This window comes from Exiguobacterium aestuarii (assembly GCF_020171655.1).
GTDB lineage: Bacteria > Bacillota > Bacilli > Exiguobacteriales > Exiguobacteriaceae > Exiguobacterium > Exiguobacterium aestuarii_A.
In genome coordinates this window covers 1,849,022-1,869,159 of record NZ_JAIVAC010000001.1, presented here as the reverse complement: position 1 = coordinate 1,869,159, position 20,138 = coordinate 1,849,022, and the positions used below count along the sequence as shown (strand labels likewise).

Genomic DNA, 20,138 nt, shown 5'->3' with positions numbered 1-20,138 from the left:
GAGGGAAATAGATGAGAGGGATTTCTGTTTACTTAAGTGAGGAACTGACGTCTGCGTCTATTGATTGGATCGAACGCATGCGAGAGAGCGGGTTCACGAGCATTTTCACGTCGCTTCATATTCCGGAAGACGATTCGACGTTATATACAGGACGACTCCAGCAGTTAGGAGAATTGGCAAGACGTCTGGATATGGAACTCGTGGCAGACATCGCCCCGTCATCTTTACAGGCACTCGGGAAAGGCTGGGATGATGCCCATACATTGTTAGAGTGGGGCGTCACAGGGCTACGTGTCGATTATGGCGTCACAACGAAACAAGTGGCCGACTTGTCACGACATATGATGGTCGCACTCAATGCTAGTACACTCACGGAAACAGAGTTTGAAGAGATGTTGCGACAAGGGCTACGACGTGACCACGTCGAAGCATGGCATAACTTTTATCCTCGTCCTGAGACGGGGCTCGACCGCTCCTGGTTTGACGAGAGAAACGCTTGGTTACATGCGCAAGGAATCAAGGTGCAGGCGTTCATCCCTGGAGATGAACAATTACGTGGTCCGCTTCATGAGACGTTACCGACACTCGAGGCGCACCGCCATCAGTCTCCGCTTTCGTGTTACATCGATTTACAAGCCACGGTCGACCGAATTTTGATTGGTGACCCGCGCGTGTCCAATCAGGCGATACGACAATTTCAGGCGTACGATGAAGCAATCATCGTCCTTCGTGCAACTTCAGAGTACCGTTTCGATTCATTACCGACACTGCATACGAACCGGATGGACCCAGCCCGAAATGTCATTCGTTCGGTTGAATCGAGAGCTTACGGACGACCAGGCGGCCATTTGATTCAATCGCGAAATACAAAAGAACGACTGCTCGGTAGCATCACGATGGACAACGAACGATATGGGCGTTATGCGGGAGAACTGCAAGTGACGAAGCGAGATTTGCCGGCAGATGAACGGGTCAACGTCATCGGTCGGGTCATTGAAATGGACCGCACGCTCGTTCAACATATCGGACCTGGTGGACGTTTCCAAATCGATTGGACGTGACTCGGGATTGCCACCATCCTATATCATTGTGTACAGTAGAGAGGGAGGGTGGAACATGAAAGACATTAATTTTAATATCATTTCAGACGACGCGACGGACGGACACGGCGGTTTTGGTGTCGGTTCGCTTAGTTTAAATAACATGTCCCCGGTCATCATCGATGTCGAGGCGGGCACGGCGACAATCGATATGGGTGCGATGCACGCCAAGTCTGCCATCGAGAAGCGAATCAAGTTTTTGACGGACCAAGAAGCGGTACCGAACGGGAAACCGTATTGGATCGTTTGGGTGACGGTCGGTCGAAAACGAGAAGGCTTTTACTATGGCGGCGTCGCGGCATGTGACATGTTGGTAGATGTCGAAGCGAGACGAGGCTATAAGTTATTGCCTTATCACGTCAATCAAATGGACAAATCGTTGAAGGGTCGGATTTTAATCGACATGATGGACGCTCCTTCCCGCGACGTATTGGCGAATTTCTTGCAAGAACATCGCCCGGAAATTTGGACGAACTCGACAGAACTTCATGCAGAGCTCGAGCGCTTAGGTGCCGAGTAAAAAGATTGGACGATTTTTTCGTCTCCAATCTTTTTTGTTTCGCATTTTTGGGAGTAAAAGGAAATTATGTAACTGAAGAGATATTCATTTGTAATTGTATGAAAATTCAGTATTATGATATACTGACTACATTGTGAAATAAAGAAAGGGTGATACGATGAGCGAAACGAAAAAAATCTTAATCGGTCTCGCGCTAGGTGTTGTAGTTGGTCTCGGATTGGCGGGATTGCCGGATTCAATTTATGAGATTGTGAATCCGTATATTTTATCTCCAATCGGAACGATCTTTTTGAATTTAATTAAAATGTTAGTCGTGCCGATTGTCTTCTTCTCGATTATTTTAGGCGTCATGGGTCTCGGGGACCCGAAAGAGCTAGGTCGGGTCGGGACGAAATCGATTTTGTTCTTCTTAGCGACGACAGCACTTGCGATTATGTTGGCGATGGGCGTCGCATCTGTCCTACAACCAGGGGAACGTGGGGACTTCCAAACAACAGGTCTTGAATTTGAGTCAACAGCGACCGAGGATTCTTCAAATATCGTACAGACATTCGTCAATATGATTCCAACGAATCCGATTACGGCACTCGCTGAAGGAAACATGCTTCAAATCATCGTCTTTGCAGCATTGATTGGATTTGCGTTAATCGCCCTTGGGGACAAGGCGAAGACATGGCGTCAATTCGTCAAACAAGGTGATCGCATCATGATGTACCTCATCCATATCGTCATGAAGCTCGCGCCATACGGTGCATTCGCATTGATTGCTTCGGCGATTGGAGGTATCGGTCTCGATGCGGTCGTCGCGATGGCATGGTATATGATCGCAGTTGTCTTGACGCTCTTCTTACACGCAACGATTGTATACGGGGCAGCCGTTTACTTCATCGGAAAGATGAGCCCAGTGTTCTTCTTCAAAAACTTCTATGAGGCGATGACATTCGCATTCTCGACATCTTCGTCGAATGCGACGCTTCCGGTATCGATGGAAGTCGCACAGAGAAAACTCGGTGTGCCACGTTCGATTTCGTCGTTCGTGCAACCACTCGGGGCAACGGTCAACATGGACGGAACAGCCATCATGCAAGGTGTTGCAACCATCTTCATCGCGCAAGTATTCGCGTCTGATTTAACAATGACTCAATTGTTGACAGTCGTCATTACGGCGGTCCTCGCTTCAATCGGGACAGCGGGTGTACCAGGAGTCGGGCTTGTCATGCTTGCGCTCGTCCTTCAGTCGGTCAACTTGCCGGTAGAGGGAATTGCCCTCATTATCGGGGTCGACCGTATTCTCGATATGCTTCGCACATCTGTCAACATCACGGGGGATGCGGCATGTGCGGTTGTCGTTTCGAAATTGGAAGAAAAACATTTACCACCAGTCGACGAAGACTCGTGGGATGAAGCAGGCGCGACCTCTTCATCATCGCTATGATATAGTAAAGGGCCATGACAAGTGCGTCATGGCCCTTATTTTGTGAAGAGAAAGAGTGATCGTTATGGAATGGGAACTGCTCCCGCTCCCCTTATTTTTAATCGTCAGTGTTTTACTGAATAGTGTCATTGCGGTCGCTGGGGTCCTCCCGAGTGCTTTTTTGACCGCAATCAACGTGAGTGTCCTCGGTCTTGTGCCGGGCATACTCGTATCGATTGTTGGAGAGGCGGTTGGCGCCATCGTCAGTTTCATCCTTTACCGAAAAGCGTTGCATCGTTACACGTCCCCGGACGGTGGCCGATTTCAACGCCTCCGGGAGTCCGATGGAGCCGAGGCCTGGTTTCTCGTCCTTGGCATGCGTCTCATGCCGTTCGTACCGTCTGGACTCGTCACGTTATCGGCAGCGTTCAGTCGTATGACACTCGCCTCATTTGCGGTCGCAAGTACGATTGGGAAAGTGCCTGCCCTCATCATGGAAGGGCTGGCGGTGACGGCAGCGATGCAATTGACGGTCGGATGGCAATTGTTCTTGGTCGGTCTCGTCGGAGTTTCTTATCTTGTCTGGCGAATGCGTCAGAGAAGAGGCGAGAAGATATGACAAAACGCCTCGACGAAACGCTTACCAGTCGTTTTCTTCCGTAACACAGCCCAGTCGATTAAAATCGATTCTTCAAAATCTTTTAAAAAGGCTTCGTGAAGTTGTTGGATCGACGTCGTATCGAATTGGGCGATCATCATCTCGTGATTCAGAAACATACTCCGGAAGTCGAAGTTGGCTGACCCGACGAGGGCAACTTTGCCATCGATCAGGAGCGTTTTCGCATGGATGAAATGGCGATTGTATTTATAAATTTTAATGTTCCGCTTCAACAGCTGTTCGAAATAATACTCGGTCGCATGGAAGCTGAACCATTCGTCTCCCTTGCCCGGTACGACGATGCGCACATCAATGCCGCTACGACCTGCGACTTCGAGAATCGCCAACAGTTCAGGTGGAGGAACGAGGTATGGGGTGGTGAGCCAGATCGACTCTTTTGCCTCCATCAACAGACGCATCAACCCGTCACGAATCGTCACGTCTTTACCCGGTGACGTGACGAGCAGTTGTGTCGCCCCGTTTTGTCCTTTCGGTTCATTCACAAAGTACTGAGAGAGATGCTCTTCATCTGCGAATAGGTCCCACGTCTCATCGATTGTCCCTTGTCCCGCATATAACCAGTTCTCGACAAAGAGCTGTTGGAGTTCTCGGACAAGCGGACCTTCGAGACGTAGATGCGTGTCACGCCAGAAACCGAGCTTCTCATTTTTTCCGAGATATTCATCACCGACGTTCAACCCGCCTGTTAGCGCGATTCGTCCATCCACGACAATCAGTTTTTGATGGTTGCGGAAGTTGGCATTGAAGACGAGATAAGGGTGCAGGACCGGATCGAACGCTTGGACGTGGACACGGGATTCCTGTAACGGCTGGATAAAGTCTTCCCCGATTTCTTGGCTACCGAGTCCGTCATATAAAAAGCGAACGATGACGTTCTCATTTGATTTTTGGATGAGTGCATCTCGGACCTTTAATGAAATCTCATCGGTTCTAAATAGATAGTATTGAATGTGGATATGGTCGGTCGCACTGTTGATGGCATCTAATAACGCCTCGAACTTTTCTTCGCCGTTGACGAGGAGAGTTGTCGACGTGTGAGCGTCCGCACCGCTTGCTCCTAATTTTTCAAGTGTCCGTGTCAACGGATAAGCAGACACGATATCAGGAGAAGTCTCGATTTTTTCACTCTCGATCGCTTGTTTTAGCATCCGGATTTCTGACGATGTTCGTTTAAAGCGTCGATGGCGACGCGGCGTACGGCCGAACATGACCCATGCCAAGACGCCGATGAACGGGATGAAGAATACGGTCAATAACCAGGCGAGCTTCCCTTGGGGCTGTACTTGGTCAAATAAAATCTGCCAACCGACGACGAGCGGTGCGACGATGGCAATCCCGATTAATACGGGAATGAGGATATCGAGCCAAAACAAGAGACCGACGAGCAAAATGACGCTGAGGATCATGATGATGAGTTGAATGACGCGACGTTTCAAAGGAAACACCACCTTTCCATGAACGATGAAAACGAGGGGAGATTCCCCTCGTTTTTTAGTAAACGCTGTTCAGGACAGCGTTAATTTCGTCCGCATAACGAACGAAGAAGTACACATTTACTGCGAGAGAGAACAAGACGAGGAAGAGACCGAACTGTGCTTTGACCCGATTTCGATTCCAGTAATAGAAGACGGACAAGAGCACTGCCAGTCCTACGAATAGAGCGATGACTTCAACGATTCCCCAGACGATGTCCTTGGATAAAAACATGTCGACGATTGTCATGACGACGTAGATGAAAACGACAATCCCCATAATCACGACTAAAATAGCTAAAATGATGCTAATCCAATCCGAGCTAACTGCGTCAATTAGGTTTTCAATGGCCATTTCGTATTCGCTCACAACCGTTCCTCCTTTCGACAGATTGCATAACTATACATCCATTACCCTTTTTTCAACATCTAAAATCAAGCTTTCACTGGCGGATGGATGAATGAGGGAAGTGGAATTTTAGAAACGATTGCCACGACCGCGAATACATAGAGCCAACTATTCGGTGGGAAAAAGAGCACGAGCAACACGATGATGGCCAACGGTTGTCGCATCGCCGTGGCGAGTAAAGCGCTCGTCGTCAGAACGACTGAAAATGTCATATCGAGTTCGAACAAGAGACTGAAAAAATAACCGAGTGTGAACGAAGAGAAGAGGAGCGGATAAATATGACCACCGCGCCAGCCGGACGCTAGACAGAATGCCGTAAAGAGCAGTTTTAACACGCTGTAGAGAAGAAGAGTGTATAGCGGGATGAGTTGCCAGTCTTCTGCATATTCGAGAATCGTTTCTTCTCCAGAGAAGAGGAGGTTCGGATAAAGAAGAGCCATGATTCCAATCCCGACGCCGCCGAGCGTTGTGAGGAGTAGAATAGGCACGTTTGAGAAGAGCCGCATCAATGCATGTTCACTGACCAAGTAAAGCCAGCCGAGAACCATGCCGCCAAGAATAATGAATAACATCGTCCAATCAATCTGGACACTTTCAATCGCAGGGAACTTAATGATGAACGGTGGACGTTCGTCAAGTTGATTGAGTAAATAAAACGTCCCGATTCCGGCGAGTGTCGCAAGCAGGTTCAGCATCGGTTGCTTTTTCTGCTCGCTTTCTTCCGCCGCAATGGCACCAAAGAGTGGCGCGTTGAAGACGATCCCGAGTACGACGGCATGACCGACTTCTTGCAATTCCGCTAATTCTTGACGGACGTGACGGATGCGCTCTGAGAACCATGTCGTGAGTCCGCCGACGATGCCGACGAGCGCGGCCTCGGGGCCGAGACTTGCTCCTCCAATGAGAACGAGGAGGGCGGTCAACGTCGTAAATCCGATCAAACGATAGTCAATGCGCCCCGTTCCTTTTCGTTCTTCTAACACCTCAGGCATGAGACGGGGCATTCGCCCATACCGACGTTGCAACAGACCGATGCATACCCCGGCGATGACCGGTACGAGAAACACATAAAACGGAAAAATAAATTGCTCAGGTACCGTATGCCACACAACGTGTATGCCTTTATAAACAACGGATAAAAAGAGCCAACTCACTAAGCCGATGATGATTCCGAGTACGATGGCATAGCCACTGACAATCCATGATTTCATCTACATCTCCACCTCTTTCGCTCGCGTCGACCTTCTATAATATGCTATCTCCTGAACACCTCAGACCGAAACCTAAAAAACGATGAAACCGTATCGAAGTGATGAAAGCGACAACCGCTTCATACGAAAAACAAAAAAGTGCGGACACTCGATAACGTCGATGCCCACACTTGGAATGAAGAAACGTACTTATGCTGTTTTGATGACGTGCTCTTTCGCAGGAGCCGGTTTTCCGAAGAAATACCCTTGGGCCAAGTCGAATCCGAGTTCACGACACACATCCGCCTCTTCGATGCGCTCGACACCTTCAGCGAGAAGTGTGATGCCCATCGAGTGGGTCAACGCACGCACTTTTTTGAGGAAATCCCGCTTTTCGGCATCCTCGTCACAAAATGAAACATACGAGCGGTCGATTTTGACATAGTCCGGTTCGAGTCGCTTCAACATGTCGATGGTCGAGAAACCTGCACCGACGTCGTCTAGCGCAACTTGCATCCCCCGCTTTTTATATGTCGAAAAGACGTGTTGGAGATGATCGACGTCATGTACCTTCTCCGTCTCCACGACTTCAAAGATGAAGCGGTCCGGACTAAGTTGATATCGGTCGATGATGTCGAACGTATGCTGCAAACAATAGTCCGGGTTGTAAATCGTTGAGGGTAAGAAGTTGATGAATGTCTTTTGATGAGGGGCGATGACTTCATACGTCGCTTTAATCGCCTCAGCGCGAGCCCGCTGATCGAGCTTGGAATGAAGACCGAAACGGTTTGCCGTCCGGAATAAATCATAAGGCGAGATGTTGGCACCGCTACGGAGAAGTGCCTCGTACCCGAACGTTTCCGTAGAATCGAGGAAGATGATTGGCTGGAGATGACTCTCGAACGTGCCGTGCTGAATCTGTTCAATGATGTGCCGATTGGCAAGCTGATCCTTTAATACTTCGACCTCAAGCGGCGGGGTCTGACGGTTCGATGCAGGATCGACACAGTATACCGTTCCATTTGCTTGCGAGAGAAGTACATCTAGTTCTTCAAAAGATGTATACGGGTATTCCTTAAATGTTGTGACGAGTGACCCTTGAGCAATCAAAGGAATTGTTGTATTACAAGAAGCGCAGGGTGACCACATACTATTCCACCTTTCCATTCAAAATTGGTTCATTCAGTATATCGGTCACGTCTCACAAAAAACTCACATTCAGGAACCATTCTTCAAAAAATTCGTGCAAAATGGGTACAGGTTTTGTATACTTCCTATCGTATGATTAAGAAGCGCCTCAAAACGCCACTCGCATACGAACAACTTTTTGAACAGAAAGGGGTTCTATCGATGGACCAAAAATTAAAATTATGGTTTACGGAGCACCAAACAGAAGATTACGGGATCACGTTCCGTGTAAACCACGTTTATGAGAGCGAACAAACGGAGTTTCAACGACTAGAAATGGTCGAAACGGACGAGTTCGGAACGATGTTGTTACTTGACGGGATGGTCATGACGACGGATAAGGACGAATTCGTCTATCACGAGATGGTCGCACACGTCCCACTCTTTACACACCCGAATCCAAAGCATGTGCTTGTAGTCGGTGGGGGAGACGGCGGTGTCATCCGTGAAATCATGAAACACCCATCAGTTGAAAAGGCAGTTCTCGTTGATATTGACGGGAAAGTCATTGAATATTCGAAGAAATACTTGCCGAACATTGCCGGTGAACTTGATAACCCACGTGTTGAAGTCATCGTCGGTGACGGTTTCATGCATATTGCGAAATCAGAGAACGAGTACGACGTCATCATGGTCGACTCGACAGAACCAGTTGGGCCAGCAGCGAACCTCTTCACAAAAGGATTCTATGCAGGCATCTCGAAAGCGCTCAAAGAGGATGGCATCTTTGTCGCACAAACGGATAACCCGTGGTTCACACCAGAACTCATTCAAACGGTTCAACGTGACGTGAAGGAAATCTTCCCGATCACGAAATTGTACACGGCGAACGTTCCGACGTATCCGAGCGGGATGTGGACGTTCACAATCGGTTCGAAGAAATACGATCCGGAACAAGTATCGGCTGAGCGTTTCCATGACATCGAAACAAAATACTACACGCCGAAGCTTCACAACGCGGCGTTCGTCCTTCCAAAATTCGTGGAGGATTTGACAAAATGATTAAACGTTTTGATGAAGCATACTCAGGTAAAGTGTTTATCGCCAGTCTCCCAGAGGTGACAGAGGCGAAGACGGTTCTTTACGGAATGCCGATGGACTGGACGGTCAGTTTCCGTCCGGGTTCACGTTTCGGTCCGAACCGGATTCGTGAAGTGTCGATCGGCCTTGAAGAATACAGCCCGTATTTAGATGGTGATTTGGCAGATGCAGCGGTATACGATGCAGGAGATATCCCACTTCCATTCGGAAACGCACCGAAGTCGCTCGATATGATCGAGGCGTTCGTCAAAGATGTCGTCAAAGCAGGCAAGTTCCCACTCGGAATGGGTGGCGAACATCTCGTCACATGGCCGATCATCAAAGCGATGCACGACGTGTACGGCGACGACTTTGTCATCATCCACTTGGATGCGCATACGGACCTTCGGGATGAGTATGAAGGCGAGCCACTCTCACACTCGACTCCGCTTAAAAAAGCGGCAAACTTGATTGGACCATCGAACTGTTACTCGTTCGGGATCCGTTCAGGGATGAAAGAAGAGTTTGAGTGGGCACGTGAAGTCGGCTACAACATGCATCAATTTGAAGTCATCGAGCCACTCAAGCGCGTCTTACCGACACTCGCTGGGAAAAAAGTATATGTCACGATCGACATCGACGTTCTTGACCCGTCAGCAGCACCAGGGACAGGTACACAAGAAATCGGCGGCATCTCGACGAAAGAATTGTTAGAAGCGGTACACGCTATCGCGAACGCAGACCTCGACATCATCGGCGCAGACCTTGTCGAAGTGTCACCGGCATACGATCAGTCGGATATGACGGCCATCGCGGCAGCAAAAATTCTTCGTGAGATGATGATTGGATTCGTGAAGTAAATGCGGAAAAAAGGTCAGCTGGAAATGGAACTGAGCGCCCGGATCACCCAATGGGAGAAAGAATATTTGGGTCGCGGGTCATTGACGTGTAAGGCAGACCTGCTTCGGGACCTCGCCATCGTCACACTCCAAGGTGTGTTGACACCGGCCGAGTATGACTTGGCCACCAAGTCGTCAGGTCGCGAGCAATTGAAGAAATACCGCAACAATCTCGTCGAATCGGGACGGAGCCAACTTGAAACGATTGTCGGGCAAGTGCTCGGCCGTTCGATTGTTTCGCTCCACACGGACATCAGTACGAAAACAGGGGAGCGTCTCATCGTCTTTCGTTTGGACGCGCCTTGGGATCAAACCGATTGACAACGGAACGTCGACTTTTTAAAATGAAATTCAGAGACGTGAGAGGAGCGAATGGACGAGTCGTCACGAGGCGTGCTTTCGAAATCTTCTTACGGAGCTACTGAACAATTTAATCAACCGACAGTTGTCGGCCTGACGGAGCGAATAGTCGAGCCGTCGGCATACAGCGCACGCCTTCTTTAGGTGTGCGCTTTTTTGTCGCCAAGGAGGAACATGTATGGAATTGTTTTTATTTTTACTCACGAGTGCTCCCGTGCTTCTATTTGTAACGGGCGTGATTGCCGCAGTCGGGAAATCGAACTTGAAGATTCCTGATTCACTGAGCACGACGCTAAACATTTACTTACTACTGGCCATTGGATTGAAAGGTGGGATGGGACTCGCCTCGGTATCATTTGAAGAAATTGCACTGCCATTGACTGTGACGCTGTTGATTGGGATTTTATTACCGCTCCTCGCTTTTCTCGCAGGAGGTCTCCTGAAGTTTACCTTTCATGAACGGATTGCCATGGCTGCGACGTTCGGTTCCGTCTCGCTCGTGACCTATGTGGCTGCATCGACGCAGCTTGAGCGCCTTGGGATTGGATATGAACCGTTCATGACGACATTGGTCGTCGTGCTTGAAATCCCTGGACTGATTGTGGCGTTACTGTTATATAACCAAACTCAGGTGATGGGGATCACCGCGACGTCGGGCAAAACGAATTCGCTGTCTGTCCTCCGGGATAGCTTATTTTCGAAGAGCATCTTGCTTATGCTGGCAGGTCTTGTGGTCGGACTCGTGACGCCAGATGCGACTCCACTCAAACCATTCTTTGTGGACTTGTTCCCAGGGGTGTTGCTTCTCTTCTTATTAGGATTGGGGGTAAAAGTCGGACAACAGTTGAAGACGGTGCCGACGTATGGGCTGAAGTTCGTTGCCATGGGAATGTTATTCCCGTTGATTGGGGCACTTGTTGGCTTTTTGGCAGCGGGTGTCGCTGGTCTTTCAGAAGGAGGAACGATACTTCTTATGACATTAGCGGCGAGCGGTTCATACATCGCCGCGCCTGCGATGCTACAAGCCTCGGTCCCAGAAGCGAAACCGTCCTTTTATTTGACCCTCTCCCTTGCGGTCACGTTCCCGTTCAACTTGTTGATTGGTATTCCGTTGTACATTGCAATCGTCACATGAAAAAAGCGTCGACTCCTCCTGAGTCGGCGCTTTTTGTGTGTTCGTTGAGCATTATTGTGTCACTTTTTGCGCTTCCATACATTTGAGAGCGGCCGTCCAGCTTCCAAAGAGGACGTTAATCGTCGATGTACTCGGCACGTTCCGTCCTTCCGCCCATTTTCGATAGTGGAGGATGCTGAAATGAGGCAATTCTTTCTTCGCGAGCCGGAGCGCTTCAATCACATCTTCTTCATCCCATTTCCGTTTCGGTGGAGCGATGTCCAATACGAAAAGAGCGTAGCTCCAAGAACCATACTTTCTAGCGATGGTCGCAACGGTCGGATAGCCTCGTTCTTGCGCCCACACCGCGTAATGTTGAGACGTGAGACGTTCGAGTTCTTCCGATGCTTCGATCAAGGCTTGGATGATGCGTTCTTCACTATTTTTAGCGGCCGTTGTTTGAAGTTTCGCTTCTCGGAGTGCATTCGACCATGAACCAAAGCGACTACTGATGAGGGTGAGAGATGGCGATCGTGTCACTTTTGACCATTCTCGGTAAGTTTGACTCGTGAATAGCGTGAGCTCTTCTGCGGCTTTGTTTAACGCGCGTAGAATATCTTCGTCTGAATAATAATGAAACGAAAGCTTAATCTGTGCTGCAACGAGGGCTTCACGCCACGAACCAAATTGGTGGATGACGGTGGAAAGGGAAGGGACATTCTTGTCATGAGACCAAACGCTATATTGTTTGGAATCAAGTTCTGCGTATTCTTGGGCAGCCAACTGCAAAGCTTGTACGATTTGAGGTCTTGTCCATTTTTTCATCTTGGTGTCTCTCCTTTTGTGTGAACGCTCACGGGCGTCTCAGAAGGTCTCTTGGTGTGAATGAACATGTATGTTGTCAGATTGGTCGTACAGAAGTAAAACAGCGATGCGGTACAGGTTCCTCCTTTTCATTCAAAACACAGTTGTCAACAACACCCAATTTTATTTGGTATGTTCTTTCCATTCCCGCTCGGAAGAAAATTATTCATTATGTGAAGGAAAAGATAAGAATAACTTTGTGAACTTATTTGTTACAGCGATTTCATTAATAACAAAAAGCTCGCATTATCCTTAAATTTGTTACAACGACTCGGGTAGTTTACTAGCATCAACGTATTCTTCGCACACCATACCCAACACGATTACACAACTTAGACATTTGGAGGTGCAATACACAATGGCTACACTCGTCAACGTATATCGAAGAAATCGCAGAAACTTATTATTCTTCTGCGTCGATATCGCAATCGTCTCAATCGTCTTATATATGACGTTTGATATTTTATTTTCGAAAGTGATGCCGTTCACAGCAACAACATACAATTTGTTACTGATGGTGGCAATCAAAATGTTTAGCTTCATGCTGGTCGGGGCGCTTTTGAAAATTCATCGAATCGATTGGCGATACGCTTCAATCCATGAAATGAAACAAGTAACCATTGCGTTGGTTAGCAGCGACTTGATTCTATTCGCCTACAACCAGTTTCAATTCGGACGCGGGCTCGGTGTCATGATTGCAGTTCAAGGGCTATTAGCATTCAACATGATTTTATTCACGCGTTTCTTGGCCCGTCATCACGTCTTGCATACGTTCAAACCGCATCCTGCCCCACAAGGTCGGAAAACACTGATCATCGGGGCCGGGAACTCTGGACAGCTCATCGTACGTGAGTTGAAAGAGTATCGGACGAACGTCCTCCATGTGGTTGGAATTATCGATGACGATCCGATGCTCGCCTCCTTATATGTACACGGTGTCCCGATTCTCGGTACGACAGACGATTTAGAACGCATCATCGAAGAGCAAGGAATTGAAGTCGTCATTTTCTCTATCCCGAGTCTAGCACACGCAAGACGCATCGAATTGTTGAAACGTATTGAAAAGACTGGCGTTGAATCACATGCACTCCCAATGTTGTCCGAACTTGCTACCGGAAATGTGTCGATTAACGAAATTCGCGAAGTGAAAATCGAGGATTTGTTAGGACGAGAGCCGGTACAACTCGATATTTCAGGTATCTCGAAGCACGTGGAAGGAGCAACGGTCCTCGTGACAGGGGCAGGAGGGTCGATTGGTTCGGAACTCTGTCGTCAATTGATTAAGTTCAAACCGGCCGAGATGATCCTTTTCGGACATGGAGAAAACAGCATTTATTTAATCGAGAAAGAGTTAAACGGACTTGGACTTGAGACGAAACTTCATCCAGTGATCGGGGATGTGCAAGATGTAGAGAGACTCGAACACGTCTTTCAAACGTATCGTCCAGAAATCGTCTATCACGCGGCGGCACACAAACACGTTCCGCTCATGCAAGATAACCCGCTTGAAGCAGTCAAAAATAATATCTATGGCACAAAGAATATGGTCGATGTGGCTTCGAAATATCGGGTCGATCGATTCGTCATGGTATCGACCGATAAAGCGGTCAACCCAACGAACGTCATGGGGTCGACGAAACGAATCGCAGAGATGATCGTTCAGGAAAAAGCACGTTCAAGCGATACGATTTTCGCGGTCGTTCGATTCGGTAACGTTCTCGGTAGCCGTGGTTCGGTCGTCCCTCTCTTCAAAGAACAAATTGCCCAAGGAGGACCGGTCACGGTAACGGATTCAGAGATGACCCGTTACTTCATGACCATCCCAGAGGCGAGTCGACTCGTCATTCAAGCGAGTGTGTTATCCCGAGGTGGAGAAATCTTCGTGCTCGATATGGGAGAACCGGTCAAAATTATCGATTTAGCGAAAAAGATGATTGAGCTCAGCGGGTTCACCATCGATCAAATTCCGATTGAAGTGACGGGGATTCGCCCGGGTGAAAAGTTATATGAAGAATTACTGGCTACAAATGAGTTAGACCCAGAGGCGAACATCTTCCCGAAAATCTTTGTCGGTTGCACCCGCCCGTTCACATCGGTCGCTCCCATCTTACGGTTGATTGAACACTTCCGACAAAACGGTCCGGCACTGACAGACGCGTTATTATTCGTCGCAAACAGTAATGATATTGACCGAGATCTACAACGAATTTTTGCAAGTGGATTCGAGTTTATCCCAGCCCAGCAAGTGCGCATCCGGGTCGTCGATGGAAATTAAAAGGGGGGAGTGCAATGGATCGTGTCATGGTGATCGGTGTATCCACGTTCAAAGGATTTCATCTTGCCAGGCGACTACTAAAAGACGGATACGAAGTGATTGGGATTGATGATGAAGGAGAAGCGAAAGCGCAGCTTGCGAGACAACGATTATACGTTTTGTCTCATCCCTTGTTCCATCTCATTCGAACAGATGTCTCCCATAAGCCACATATGCGCCAAATCGTGACGATGTATGAACCGAATCACGTCATCTTATGCAGTGGGGTCTATCAAAATCGTGAAATAGAGCGATACGAACAAGTGAAGCAGCTCGTCATGAATCAAAAAAGTCGGGTGCCGATTCAGTCGTTCATCACGTTCGACCTTCCAATGGAACAGACTCGTCATTCTTCATCAGCGCTTCATCTGATAACAGAGGATGTATACGGACCTTGGGATGATTCGACAACCCTGTTTTCGAAAGCGGTACTCGCGATTGACCAAGGTCATCGTATGGTCGGATTCTATGCAACGGACATTGTAAAAGCCTCTTATATCGATGATGTGGTCGAAACCGTCGTTCGCGTCATCAAATTGATTCAGTCAGGCTTGCCAATCGTTGGGCAGTTCCGAATCGATGCCTCGGATTATGTACACGTCCAAACGCTGCTCACCGAAATCGGACACCAGATGCATCAACCGGTCCATGTATCTCTACCGATGCGTGACCAAGTCTTTCAAGAAACAGATTTGCCTACGCTAGAAGCGATGATTGGATTTCGACCACGTACCCCGCTTCACGAGGGGTTACGGAAGACGATCGAATGGTACAACGCCTATCAAACGATGATGAAGGAGGACATGAGCACATGACTATTTTATTATCAAAACCGCACATGTCCGGACGAGAGATGGCTTATGTAGAAGAAGCATTCACAAGTAACTGGATTGCGCCACTCGGTCCGAACGTTAACGCCTTTGAAGAAGAGCTTGGGAAGTACGTTGATCACCCGCATACACTCGCAACGAGTTCTGGCACAGCGGCGCTCCATCTCGCGTTGTTGACGTTAGGAATCGAAAGAGGAGATGTGATCTTTTGTCAGTCGCTCACATTCGTCGCTTCGGTCAATCCCATTCTGTATGTCGGGGCGACACCGGTATTCATCGATTCAGAGAGGGAAACGTGGAACATGTCACCGGAAGCATTGCGAAAAGCATTGGTTCAAGCCGCTACAAAAGGAAAGTTACCAAAAGCGGTCATCGTCGTTCATTTATACGGGGTAGTCGCGAAGATTGGCGAGATTCGTCACATTTGCCAAGAGTTTGGGGTGACACTGATTGAGGATGCGGCGGAATCGCTCGGAGCGACTTGGAAAGGGCAGATGACCGGTACGATTGGTGACATCGGATTTTATTCGTTCAATGGGAACAAAATCATCACCACATCCGGTGGAGGGATGCTATTGCTAGGCTCTGACAGTCAGCGCCAATATGCGTTGAAACTCGCAACGCAAGCAAGAGAGAACGTTTTACATTACGAACATGAAGAAGTCGGGTACAACTATCGCTTGAGTAATGTGTCGGCAGGGATCGGTCGAGGACAGCTAGAGGTCATCGAACAACGAGTCCGGGCGAGACGTAACGTCTTTCGTCGGTATGAACAAATGTTTTCGACGATTGATGTCACGTATCAACAAGAAATCCCTTTCTCTCGTGCGAATCGTTGGTTGACCGCCATGCAAGTCGGACGCGATATCGCCAGCCGTGATCAGTTGATTCAACAGTTGAGCGACGCCGAAATTGAATCACGGCCAGTCTGGAAACCGATGCACCTACAACCGATTTATCGAGATGCCGAATATGTCACGGTTGACGGGGAAGACATGAGTCGCCACTTATTTGAAAACGGTGTTTGCTTGCCATCGAGTTCAAGCTTGACGATTGGTGAACAACAGAAAGTGATTCAGGCCGTGCTAGATACACGCCATTTCGTAAAAGAAAAAAGCGTGTAAGGAGGAAATGAAATGAAAACGGAAGCAGAGATCATTCGAGCGCTTCAAACCGCAGCATCTCTGACTCCATCTCTCACGGTGACACAATATCAACGATGGAGCCAAGGGAAAAATGCTCCCACGTTTCTAGACATTTTATCTGTATATGGGACATGGACGAATGCCCTGAAAGCATCGGGATTGTTAGAAATCAGACGTTATGAATCCCATGATATGATTCAGGCACTTCGGCTCGCATCGACAGAAGAAGGAAAACTGACAAGTGCTCAATATCGGCACTGGGCATCAGGACGAAGTGTTCCTTCATTAGGCGATATTATTACCCACTTCGGGTCGTGGAGTCTCGCAGTCAAAGCGGTCGAGCGTTTAGAAGAACAACACTTTACTGTTCAGCCAGAGCGCGAAAAAGTAGAGATGGTTCAAGCGTTGTTTGAGGCATATCGTATTTTGAAGCCATTTAATGCAATCACATATCAAAAATGGGCAAAGCGATTTCAGAAACCGAGCGTTGCAAAAGTGTCAAGACGTTTTGGTTCATGGAAAAGCGCACTTGATGAACTTGGAATTTATGAATCAGAAGGGAGAGGAAGGGAGTGAATCGAATGAATGGGGCGTTTGTCATCTCACTAGACTTCGAACTGAACTGGGGTACGTTTGATGCGGTCACGCTAGAGGAGTACGGTGAGAATATCTTAGGTGTTCGTCAAGTCGTGCCTCGTTTACTGGAACTCTTTACGACATACGGCATGCACGTGACATGGTCTACGGTAGGATTTCTATTTTTTGAATCGAAAACTGAACTACTTCTTCATTTACCAACACGTCTACCGAATTATGTTAAACCTAAGTACTCCTCTTATGAATGGTTGAAACAGATTGGAGAAAATGAGCGAACGGATCCGTACCATTTTGGAAAATCGTTAGTTGATCAAATTATGAAAACGCCTCATCAAACCATTGGAACTCATACTTTCTCACACCTATCATGTTTAGAGCAAGGTGTTACCGTTGAAGCGTTTAAAGCCGATATTGAAGCGGCAAAACGAGTGGGAGCTCTTCATAACTTACCGATTCGAAGCATAGTATACCCACGGAATCAATCGGATGGAGCATTTCATGAAGCTGCGGGCATGCTAGGGATAGAAGTATATCGTGGTAACGAACAACATCGTATCTATCATCCTGATGCCCGCGGGGATGAAGGTCTATTACGACGTGCGATTCGGTTGCTTGATGCGTACATCAATTTGACAGGGCATCATACGTCTACATGGAATTCAATCCAACAGACTCACCCATACAACGTTCCATCAAGTCGTTTTCTGCGTCCATACGTTCCATCTTTACGTATAGTGGAAATTTTAAAGCTTCGTCGAATTAAGCAAAGCATGACACAAGCCGCCAAACGAGGTGAACTTTATCATCTGTGGTGGCATCCCCACAACTTTGGAAAAAACATTGAACAGAACGTTAACATGCTTGAGGCTATTCTCAAACATTATAAAGTGCTTGAGAAAGAGTACGGATGGATGAGTTTGTCGATGGAAGAGGTTGCGGATTATTGTAATCAACAAGTCCATGTTTCGCGACAAGGACACGGATAATCCTAGGATGGAGGTGTCGTCTATATGGTTCGACCGATTGTTCTGCTGATTAGTGAGCATGAAACGTCTAAGCATATTTATCACGCGATCCGCGATTTAGGCGTGACACATGTCATTCAAGAAGACGGTCCCACTGAACATCGACCGCAGTCGCTCAAACAGTGGATTACTCATCTATATATTCGATGGGCGACGCCATATATGAAATGGACGAGTCAAGCGCGTATTCGAGAAGTGAGAGAGCGTTATCCGTTACAGGATTCTCCGATTCCTCCTCATCACCTCATCCATGTCTCATCCTTGAATGATGACAAAACGCTCATGTGGCTCGAACGACTTGAACCGAAGTTGCTCGTGATTCATGAAACCGGTCCAATCGAGTCGAGTCGTTTGAACCAGTTGTCATGCCCTATCATCACCGTTCGTCCATCGATGGCGAAAGGGCAGCTACAAGCCTATTGGGCGATTCAATCCGTGCCTTCTTTTTGTGAGGCGACGCTCGAACAATGGACGACACAAGGATGGCGCGTTCTCGATCGGGCGGTCATCTATAAAGGCGGAAGCGACAATTTTGCCACCTATCCTTATTTACAATTGACCACGGTGTTACCGATGTTGCGTCGACACATCGAAACACTAGATCTCGTACAACTAGACCGACGACAAATTAAAGTCCAAGCCTGAGGCTTGGACTTTAACTGTTGGCGATACAATAATATTGGATGGCTTCGTTATAATACGATGCAAGACCTGGTTCGAAGCGATCATAATAGGCGGTGAATCGCTCATCCGCTACATACATCTGTCCGAGTCCGCTGAACATATCGAGCGAACAGTCATAAAAGTGTGTGTGGATGAACAGATGATTGTCTTTCACAATCGATTGAACCCGGTCATCCTCGATTGCGACTTGTGAACGAAACAAGTCGACGAGTGGCGCAATCAAATCGAGTTGCATCTGATTCATGCGTTCCCAGTCCGCTTTCGAACGCTTCGCAGCTCGTTCTTGCGCGGTTTTGTAAGCAGAACTGTCTCCCCAACGCTCAATTACCTCATCTTGATGTTTTGCCTCATGTGCTTGAATCTCCTCATAAGACAATCCCTTGAACAATGATTTGTCTTCCATCGGAATCCCTCCTTTGAGTGAGGTGAGGGTCGCTTCCGCCGTCTTCGCGAGTTGCGCGAAATAGGCGGCTTTTTGTCGTAACGCCTCGACATGTTCGTTCAATACTTCGACTCGATCAAACGTCGATGCATCGAGCAATTGTCCGATTTGGTCGAGCGGAACGTCGAGTGTTCGATACAGTAAGATGAGCTGTAGACGTTCGGCGTCGCTTGACGTATAACGTCGGTAGCCGTTGTCGTCTCGTGTAGGGACGAGGAGACCGATCGCGTCATAATGGCGAAGCGTCCGTGTCGTCGTTCCGGCGAGTGACGCAAGTTGTTGAATCGTATACATCCCTTCACCTCCTTAGCACAAGCGTAAAGGTTGACGTCACGTTAAGGTCAAGCCTGTTTTTCAAATAACGAAAATCCATTCCGCTCCCCGATGTAACGGAAGCCGAACTGTGGATAATATTCATTCAAGAACGTGTTGTCTGCCACGCAATCCAATCGGACGGTCGAGGCAGTGTGAGAGAGGGCGTACTGCATCAGACGCTCGCCGATGCGTTCTCCTTTTACGTTCGAGTCCGTGACGAGTCGGTGCAAGTAGACGGCACCGTTCGGGTTGTCCCAGAGAGCAAGATCCCAATCGGTCGGTGGGATGAGACTGACCGCACCGACGACTTGATTGTCGCGTACATACACAAACACAGTCCCTTTCGTTAAATCGTGGCGGACATAATCCGAGTGACTCGGCTCTAAATATTTGACCCATTGGGATTTCCCGGCTGTCTGAAACTCTTTCGCTTTCTTTACAATTAATTGGTCGATGGCTGAAAAATCATCAAGTGTCGCAAATCGAAACATGATGAGGCACCTCGCTTTCATTTCTTTTCAAAATCGTGTAGGGTACACGTTGAGTATGCTGATGAA

Annotated in this window: 21 protein-coding genes; 14 read left to right on the top strand and 7 right to left on the bottom strand. The window is 48.1% G+C overall.

Annotated features, from left to right (window positions below):
* The first annotated feature begins 11 nt into the window (after positions 1 to 11).
* The 4 genes from LCM29_RS09715 (at position 12) to LCM29_RS09700 (ending at position 3,653) form a co-directional block, all read left to right on the top strand.
* Positions 12 to 1,061 (top strand): DUF871 domain-containing protein, encoded by a 1,050-nt coding sequence (locus LCM29_RS09715; RefSeq protein WP_224862361.1) that lies wholly within the window; start codon positions 12 to 14, stop codon positions 1,059 to 1,061.
* Between the two features lie 55 nt (positions 1,062 to 1,116).
* Positions 1,117 to 1,620: a YwhD family protein gene (locus tag LCM29_RS09710; RefSeq protein WP_224862359.1), complete on the top strand. Its 504-nt coding sequence runs from the start codon at positions 1,117 to 1,119 to the stop codon at positions 1,618 to 1,620.
* 157 nt (positions 1,621 to 1,777) lie between these two features.
* Positions 1,778 to 3,055 (top strand): dicarboxylate/amino acid:cation symporter, encoded by a 1,278-nt coding sequence (locus tag LCM29_RS09705; RefSeq protein WP_224862357.1) that lies wholly within the window; start codon positions 1,778 to 1,780, stop codon positions 3,053 to 3,055.
* Between the two features lie 64 nt (positions 3,056 to 3,119).
* Positions 3,120 to 3,653 carry a TVP38/TMEM64 family protein gene (locus LCM29_RS09700; RefSeq protein ID WP_224862355.1) on the top strand — a complete coding sequence of 178 codons (534 nt, stop codon included), beginning with the start codon at positions 3,120 to 3,122 and terminating at the stop codon, positions 3,651 to 3,653.
* Here the strand turns inward: LCM29_RS09700 and cls are convergent.
* From cls to LCM29_RS09680, 4 genes are all read right to left on the bottom strand, one after another.
* Positions 3,629 to 5,158, bottom strand: a complete 1,530-nt coding sequence (gene cls, locus LCM29_RS09695) for a cardiolipin synthase (protein WP_224862353.1) — start codon at positions 5,156 to 5,158, stop codon at positions 3,629 to 3,631. The two genes, LCM29_RS09700 and cls, sit on opposite strands and share 25 nt — an antisense overlap.
* Before the next feature lie 46 nt (positions 5,159 to 5,204).
* Positions 5,205 to 5,555 (bottom strand): hypothetical protein, encoded by a 351-nt coding sequence (locus LCM29_RS09690; protein WP_074035622.1) that lies wholly within the window; start codon positions 5,553 to 5,555, stop codon positions 5,205 to 5,207.
* 65 nt (positions 5,556 to 5,620) lie between these two features.
* Entirely contained in the window at positions 5,621 to 6,805 is a 1,185-nt protein-coding gene (locus LCM29_RS09685) for a chloride channel protein (RefSeq protein WP_224862351.1), read from the bottom strand.
* Positions 6,806 to 6,994: 189 nt separating this feature from the next.
* Entirely contained in the window at positions 6,995 to 7,933 is a 939-nt protein-coding gene (locus tag LCM29_RS09680) for an EAL domain-containing protein (protein ID WP_224862349.1), read from the bottom strand.
* Positions 7,934 to 8,134: 201 nt separating this feature from the next.
* On the opposite strand from LCM29_RS09680, the gene speE reads away from it, so the two are divergent.
* From speE to LCM29_RS09660, 4 genes are all read left to right on the top strand, one after another.
* Positions 8,135 to 8,974, top strand: a complete 840-nt coding sequence (speE, locus tag LCM29_RS09675; protein ID WP_012727429.1) for a polyamine aminopropyltransferase — start codon at positions 8,135 to 8,137, stop codon at positions 8,972 to 8,974.
* On the top strand, positions 8,971 to 9,852 hold the full coding sequence (gene speB, locus LCM29_RS09670) for an agmatinase (protein ID WP_214784858.1): 882 nt from the start codon (positions 8,971 to 8,973) through the stop codon (positions 9,850 to 9,852). The genes speE and speB overlap by 4 nt, the downstream gene beginning before the upstream one ends.
* A complete protein-coding gene (locus LCM29_RS09665) occupies positions 9,853 to 10,212 on the top strand; it encodes a DUF2294 domain-containing protein (RefSeq protein ID WP_031422162.1) in 360 nt (119 codons plus the stop codon).
* Positions 10,213 to 10,429: 217 nt separating this feature from the next.
* The gene (locus LCM29_RS09660) at positions 10,430 to 11,386 is read left to right on the top strand and encodes a sodium-dependent bicarbonate transport family permease (protein WP_214744654.1); all 957 of its coding nucleotides are present in this window, start codon (positions 10,430 to 10,432) and stop codon (positions 11,384 to 11,386) included.
* 51 nt (positions 11,387 to 11,437) lie between these two features.
* On the opposite strand, the gene LCM29_RS09655 is transcribed toward LCM29_RS09660, so the two are convergent.
* Entirely contained in the window at positions 11,438 to 12,190 is a 753-nt protein-coding gene (locus LCM29_RS09655) for a homing endonuclease associated repeat-containing protein (RefSeq protein ID WP_214744652.1), read from the bottom strand.
* Between the two features lie 397 nt (positions 12,191 to 12,587).
* Between LCM29_RS09655 and LCM29_RS09650 the strand changes: the two genes are divergently transcribed.
* The 6 genes from LCM29_RS09650 to LCM29_RS09625 are packed head-to-tail and all read left to right on the top strand — an operon-like array spanning position 12,588 to position 18,785.
* Complete coding sequence (locus tag LCM29_RS09650) at positions 12,588 to 14,504, top strand: polysaccharide biosynthesis protein (protein WP_224862347.1); 1,917 nt, start codon at positions 12,588 to 12,590, stop codon at positions 14,502 to 14,504.
* Positions 14,505 to 14,518: 14 nt separating this feature from the next.
* The gene (locus LCM29_RS09645) at positions 14,519 to 15,358 is read left to right on the top strand and encodes an NAD-dependent epimerase/dehydratase family protein (protein ID WP_224862345.1); all 840 of its coding nucleotides are present in this window, start codon (positions 14,519 to 14,521) and stop codon (positions 15,356 to 15,358) included.
* Positions 15,355 to 16,497 carry an aminotransferase class I/II-fold pyridoxal phosphate-dependent enzyme gene (locus LCM29_RS09640; RefSeq protein ID WP_224862343.1) on the top strand — a complete coding sequence of 381 codons (1,143 nt, stop codon included), beginning with the start codon at positions 15,355 to 15,357 and terminating at the stop codon, positions 16,495 to 16,497. The genes LCM29_RS09645 and LCM29_RS09640 overlap by 4 nt, the downstream gene beginning before the upstream one ends.
* Positions 16,498 to 16,509: 12 nt before the next feature.
* Positions 16,510 to 17,094 carry a hypothetical protein gene (locus LCM29_RS09635; RefSeq protein WP_224862341.1) on the top strand — a complete coding sequence of 195 codons (585 nt, stop codon included), beginning with the start codon at positions 16,510 to 16,512 and terminating at the stop codon, positions 17,092 to 17,094.
* Positions 17,091 to 18,101 carry a polysaccharide deacetylase family protein gene (locus tag LCM29_RS09630; RefSeq protein ID WP_412093978.1) on the top strand — a complete coding sequence of 337 codons (1,011 nt, stop codon included), beginning with the start codon at positions 17,091 to 17,093 and terminating at the stop codon, positions 18,099 to 18,101. The genes LCM29_RS09635 and LCM29_RS09630 overlap by 4 nt, the downstream gene beginning before the upstream one ends.
* Before the next feature lie 24 nt (positions 18,102 to 18,125).
* Positions 18,126 to 18,785: a hypothetical protein gene (locus tag LCM29_RS09625; protein WP_224862339.1), complete on the top strand. Its 660-nt coding sequence runs from the start codon at positions 18,126 to 18,128 to the stop codon at positions 18,783 to 18,785.
* Positions 18,786 to 18,795: 10 nt separating this feature from the next.
* Here the strand turns inward: LCM29_RS09625 and LCM29_RS09620 are convergent, their stop codons facing one another.
* Entirely contained in the window at positions 18,796 to 19,560 is a 765-nt protein-coding gene (locus LCM29_RS09620) for a MerR family transcriptional regulator (RefSeq protein WP_224862337.1), read from the bottom strand.
* A 47-nt stretch (positions 19,561 to 19,607) separates the two neighbouring features.
* Complete coding sequence (locus tag LCM29_RS09615) at positions 19,608 to 20,072, bottom strand: GNAT family N-acetyltransferase (protein WP_224862335.1); 465 nt, start codon at positions 20,070 to 20,072, stop codon at positions 19,608 to 19,610.
* Positions 20,073 to 20,138: the final 66 nt, after the last annotated feature.

Excerpts from the sequence above, each read along its gene's own strand:
- LCM29_RS09655 (WP_214744652.1), bottom strand. The coding sequence starts at position 12,190 with ATGAAAAAATGGACAAGACCTCAAATCGTACAAGCTTTGCAGTTGGCT.
- LCM29_RS09640 (WP_224862343.1), top strand. The coding sequence starts at position 15,355 with ATGACTATTTTATTATCAAAACCGCACATGTCCGGACGAGAGATGGCT.
- LCM29_RS09715 (WP_224862361.1), top strand. The coding sequence starts at position 12 with ATGAGAGGGATTTCTGTTTACTTAAGTGAGGAACTGACGTCTGCGTCT.
- LCM29_RS09685 (WP_224862351.1), bottom strand. The coding sequence starts at position 6,805 with ATGAAATCATGGATTGTCAGTGGCTATGCCATCGTACTCGGAATCATC.
- LCM29_RS09635 (WP_224862341.1), top strand. The coding sequence starts at position 16,510 with ATGAAAACGGAAGCAGAGATCATTCGAGCGCTTCAAACCGCAGCATCT.
- LCM29_RS09650 (WP_224862347.1), top strand. The coding sequence starts at position 12,588 with ATGGCTACACTCGTCAACGTATATCGAAGAAATCGCAGAAACTTATTA.
- LCM29_RS09660 (WP_214744654.1), top strand. The coding sequence starts at position 10,430 with ATGGAATTGTTTTTATTTTTACTCACGAGTGCTCCCGTGCTTCTATTT.
- speE (WP_012727429.1), top strand. The coding sequence starts at position 8,135 with ATGGACCAAAAATTAAAATTATGGTTTACGGAGCACCAAACAGAAGAT.
- LCM29_RS09645 (WP_224862345.1), top strand. The coding sequence starts at position 14,519 with ATGGATCGTGTCATGGTGATCGGTGTATCCACGTTCAAAGGATTTCAT.
- LCM29_RS09615 (WP_224862335.1), bottom strand. The coding sequence starts at position 20,072 with ATGTTTCGATTTGCGACACTTGATGATTTTTCAGCCATCGACCAATTA.
- speB (WP_214784858.1), top strand. The coding sequence starts at position 8,971 with ATGATTAAACGTTTTGATGAAGCATACTCAGGTAAAGTGTTTATCGCC.
- LCM29_RS09620 (WP_224862337.1), bottom strand. The coding sequence starts at position 19,560 with ATGTATACGATTCAACAACTTGCGTCACTCGCCGGAACGACGACACGG.
- LCM29_RS09700 (WP_224862355.1), top strand. The coding sequence starts at position 3,120 with ATGGAATGGGAACTGCTCCCGCTCCCCTTATTTTTAATCGTCAGTGTT.
- LCM29_RS09710 (WP_224862359.1), top strand. The coding sequence starts at position 1,117 with ATGAAAGACATTAATTTTAATATCATTTCAGACGACGCGACGGACGGA.
- LCM29_RS09625 (WP_224862339.1), top strand. The coding sequence starts at position 18,126 with ATGGTTCGACCGATTGTTCTGCTGATTAGTGAGCATGAAACGTCTAAG.
- LCM29_RS09665 (WP_031422162.1), top strand. The coding sequence starts at position 9,853 with ATGCGGAAAAAAGGTCAGCTGGAAATGGAACTGAGCGCCCGGATCACC.
- LCM29_RS09680 (WP_224862349.1), bottom strand. The coding sequence starts at position 7,933 with ATGTGGTCACCCTGCGCTTCTTGTAATACAACAATTCCTTTGATTGCT.
- LCM29_RS09705 (WP_224862357.1), top strand. The coding sequence starts at position 1,778 with ATGAGCGAAACGAAAAAAATCTTAATCGGTCTCGCGCTAGGTGTTGTA.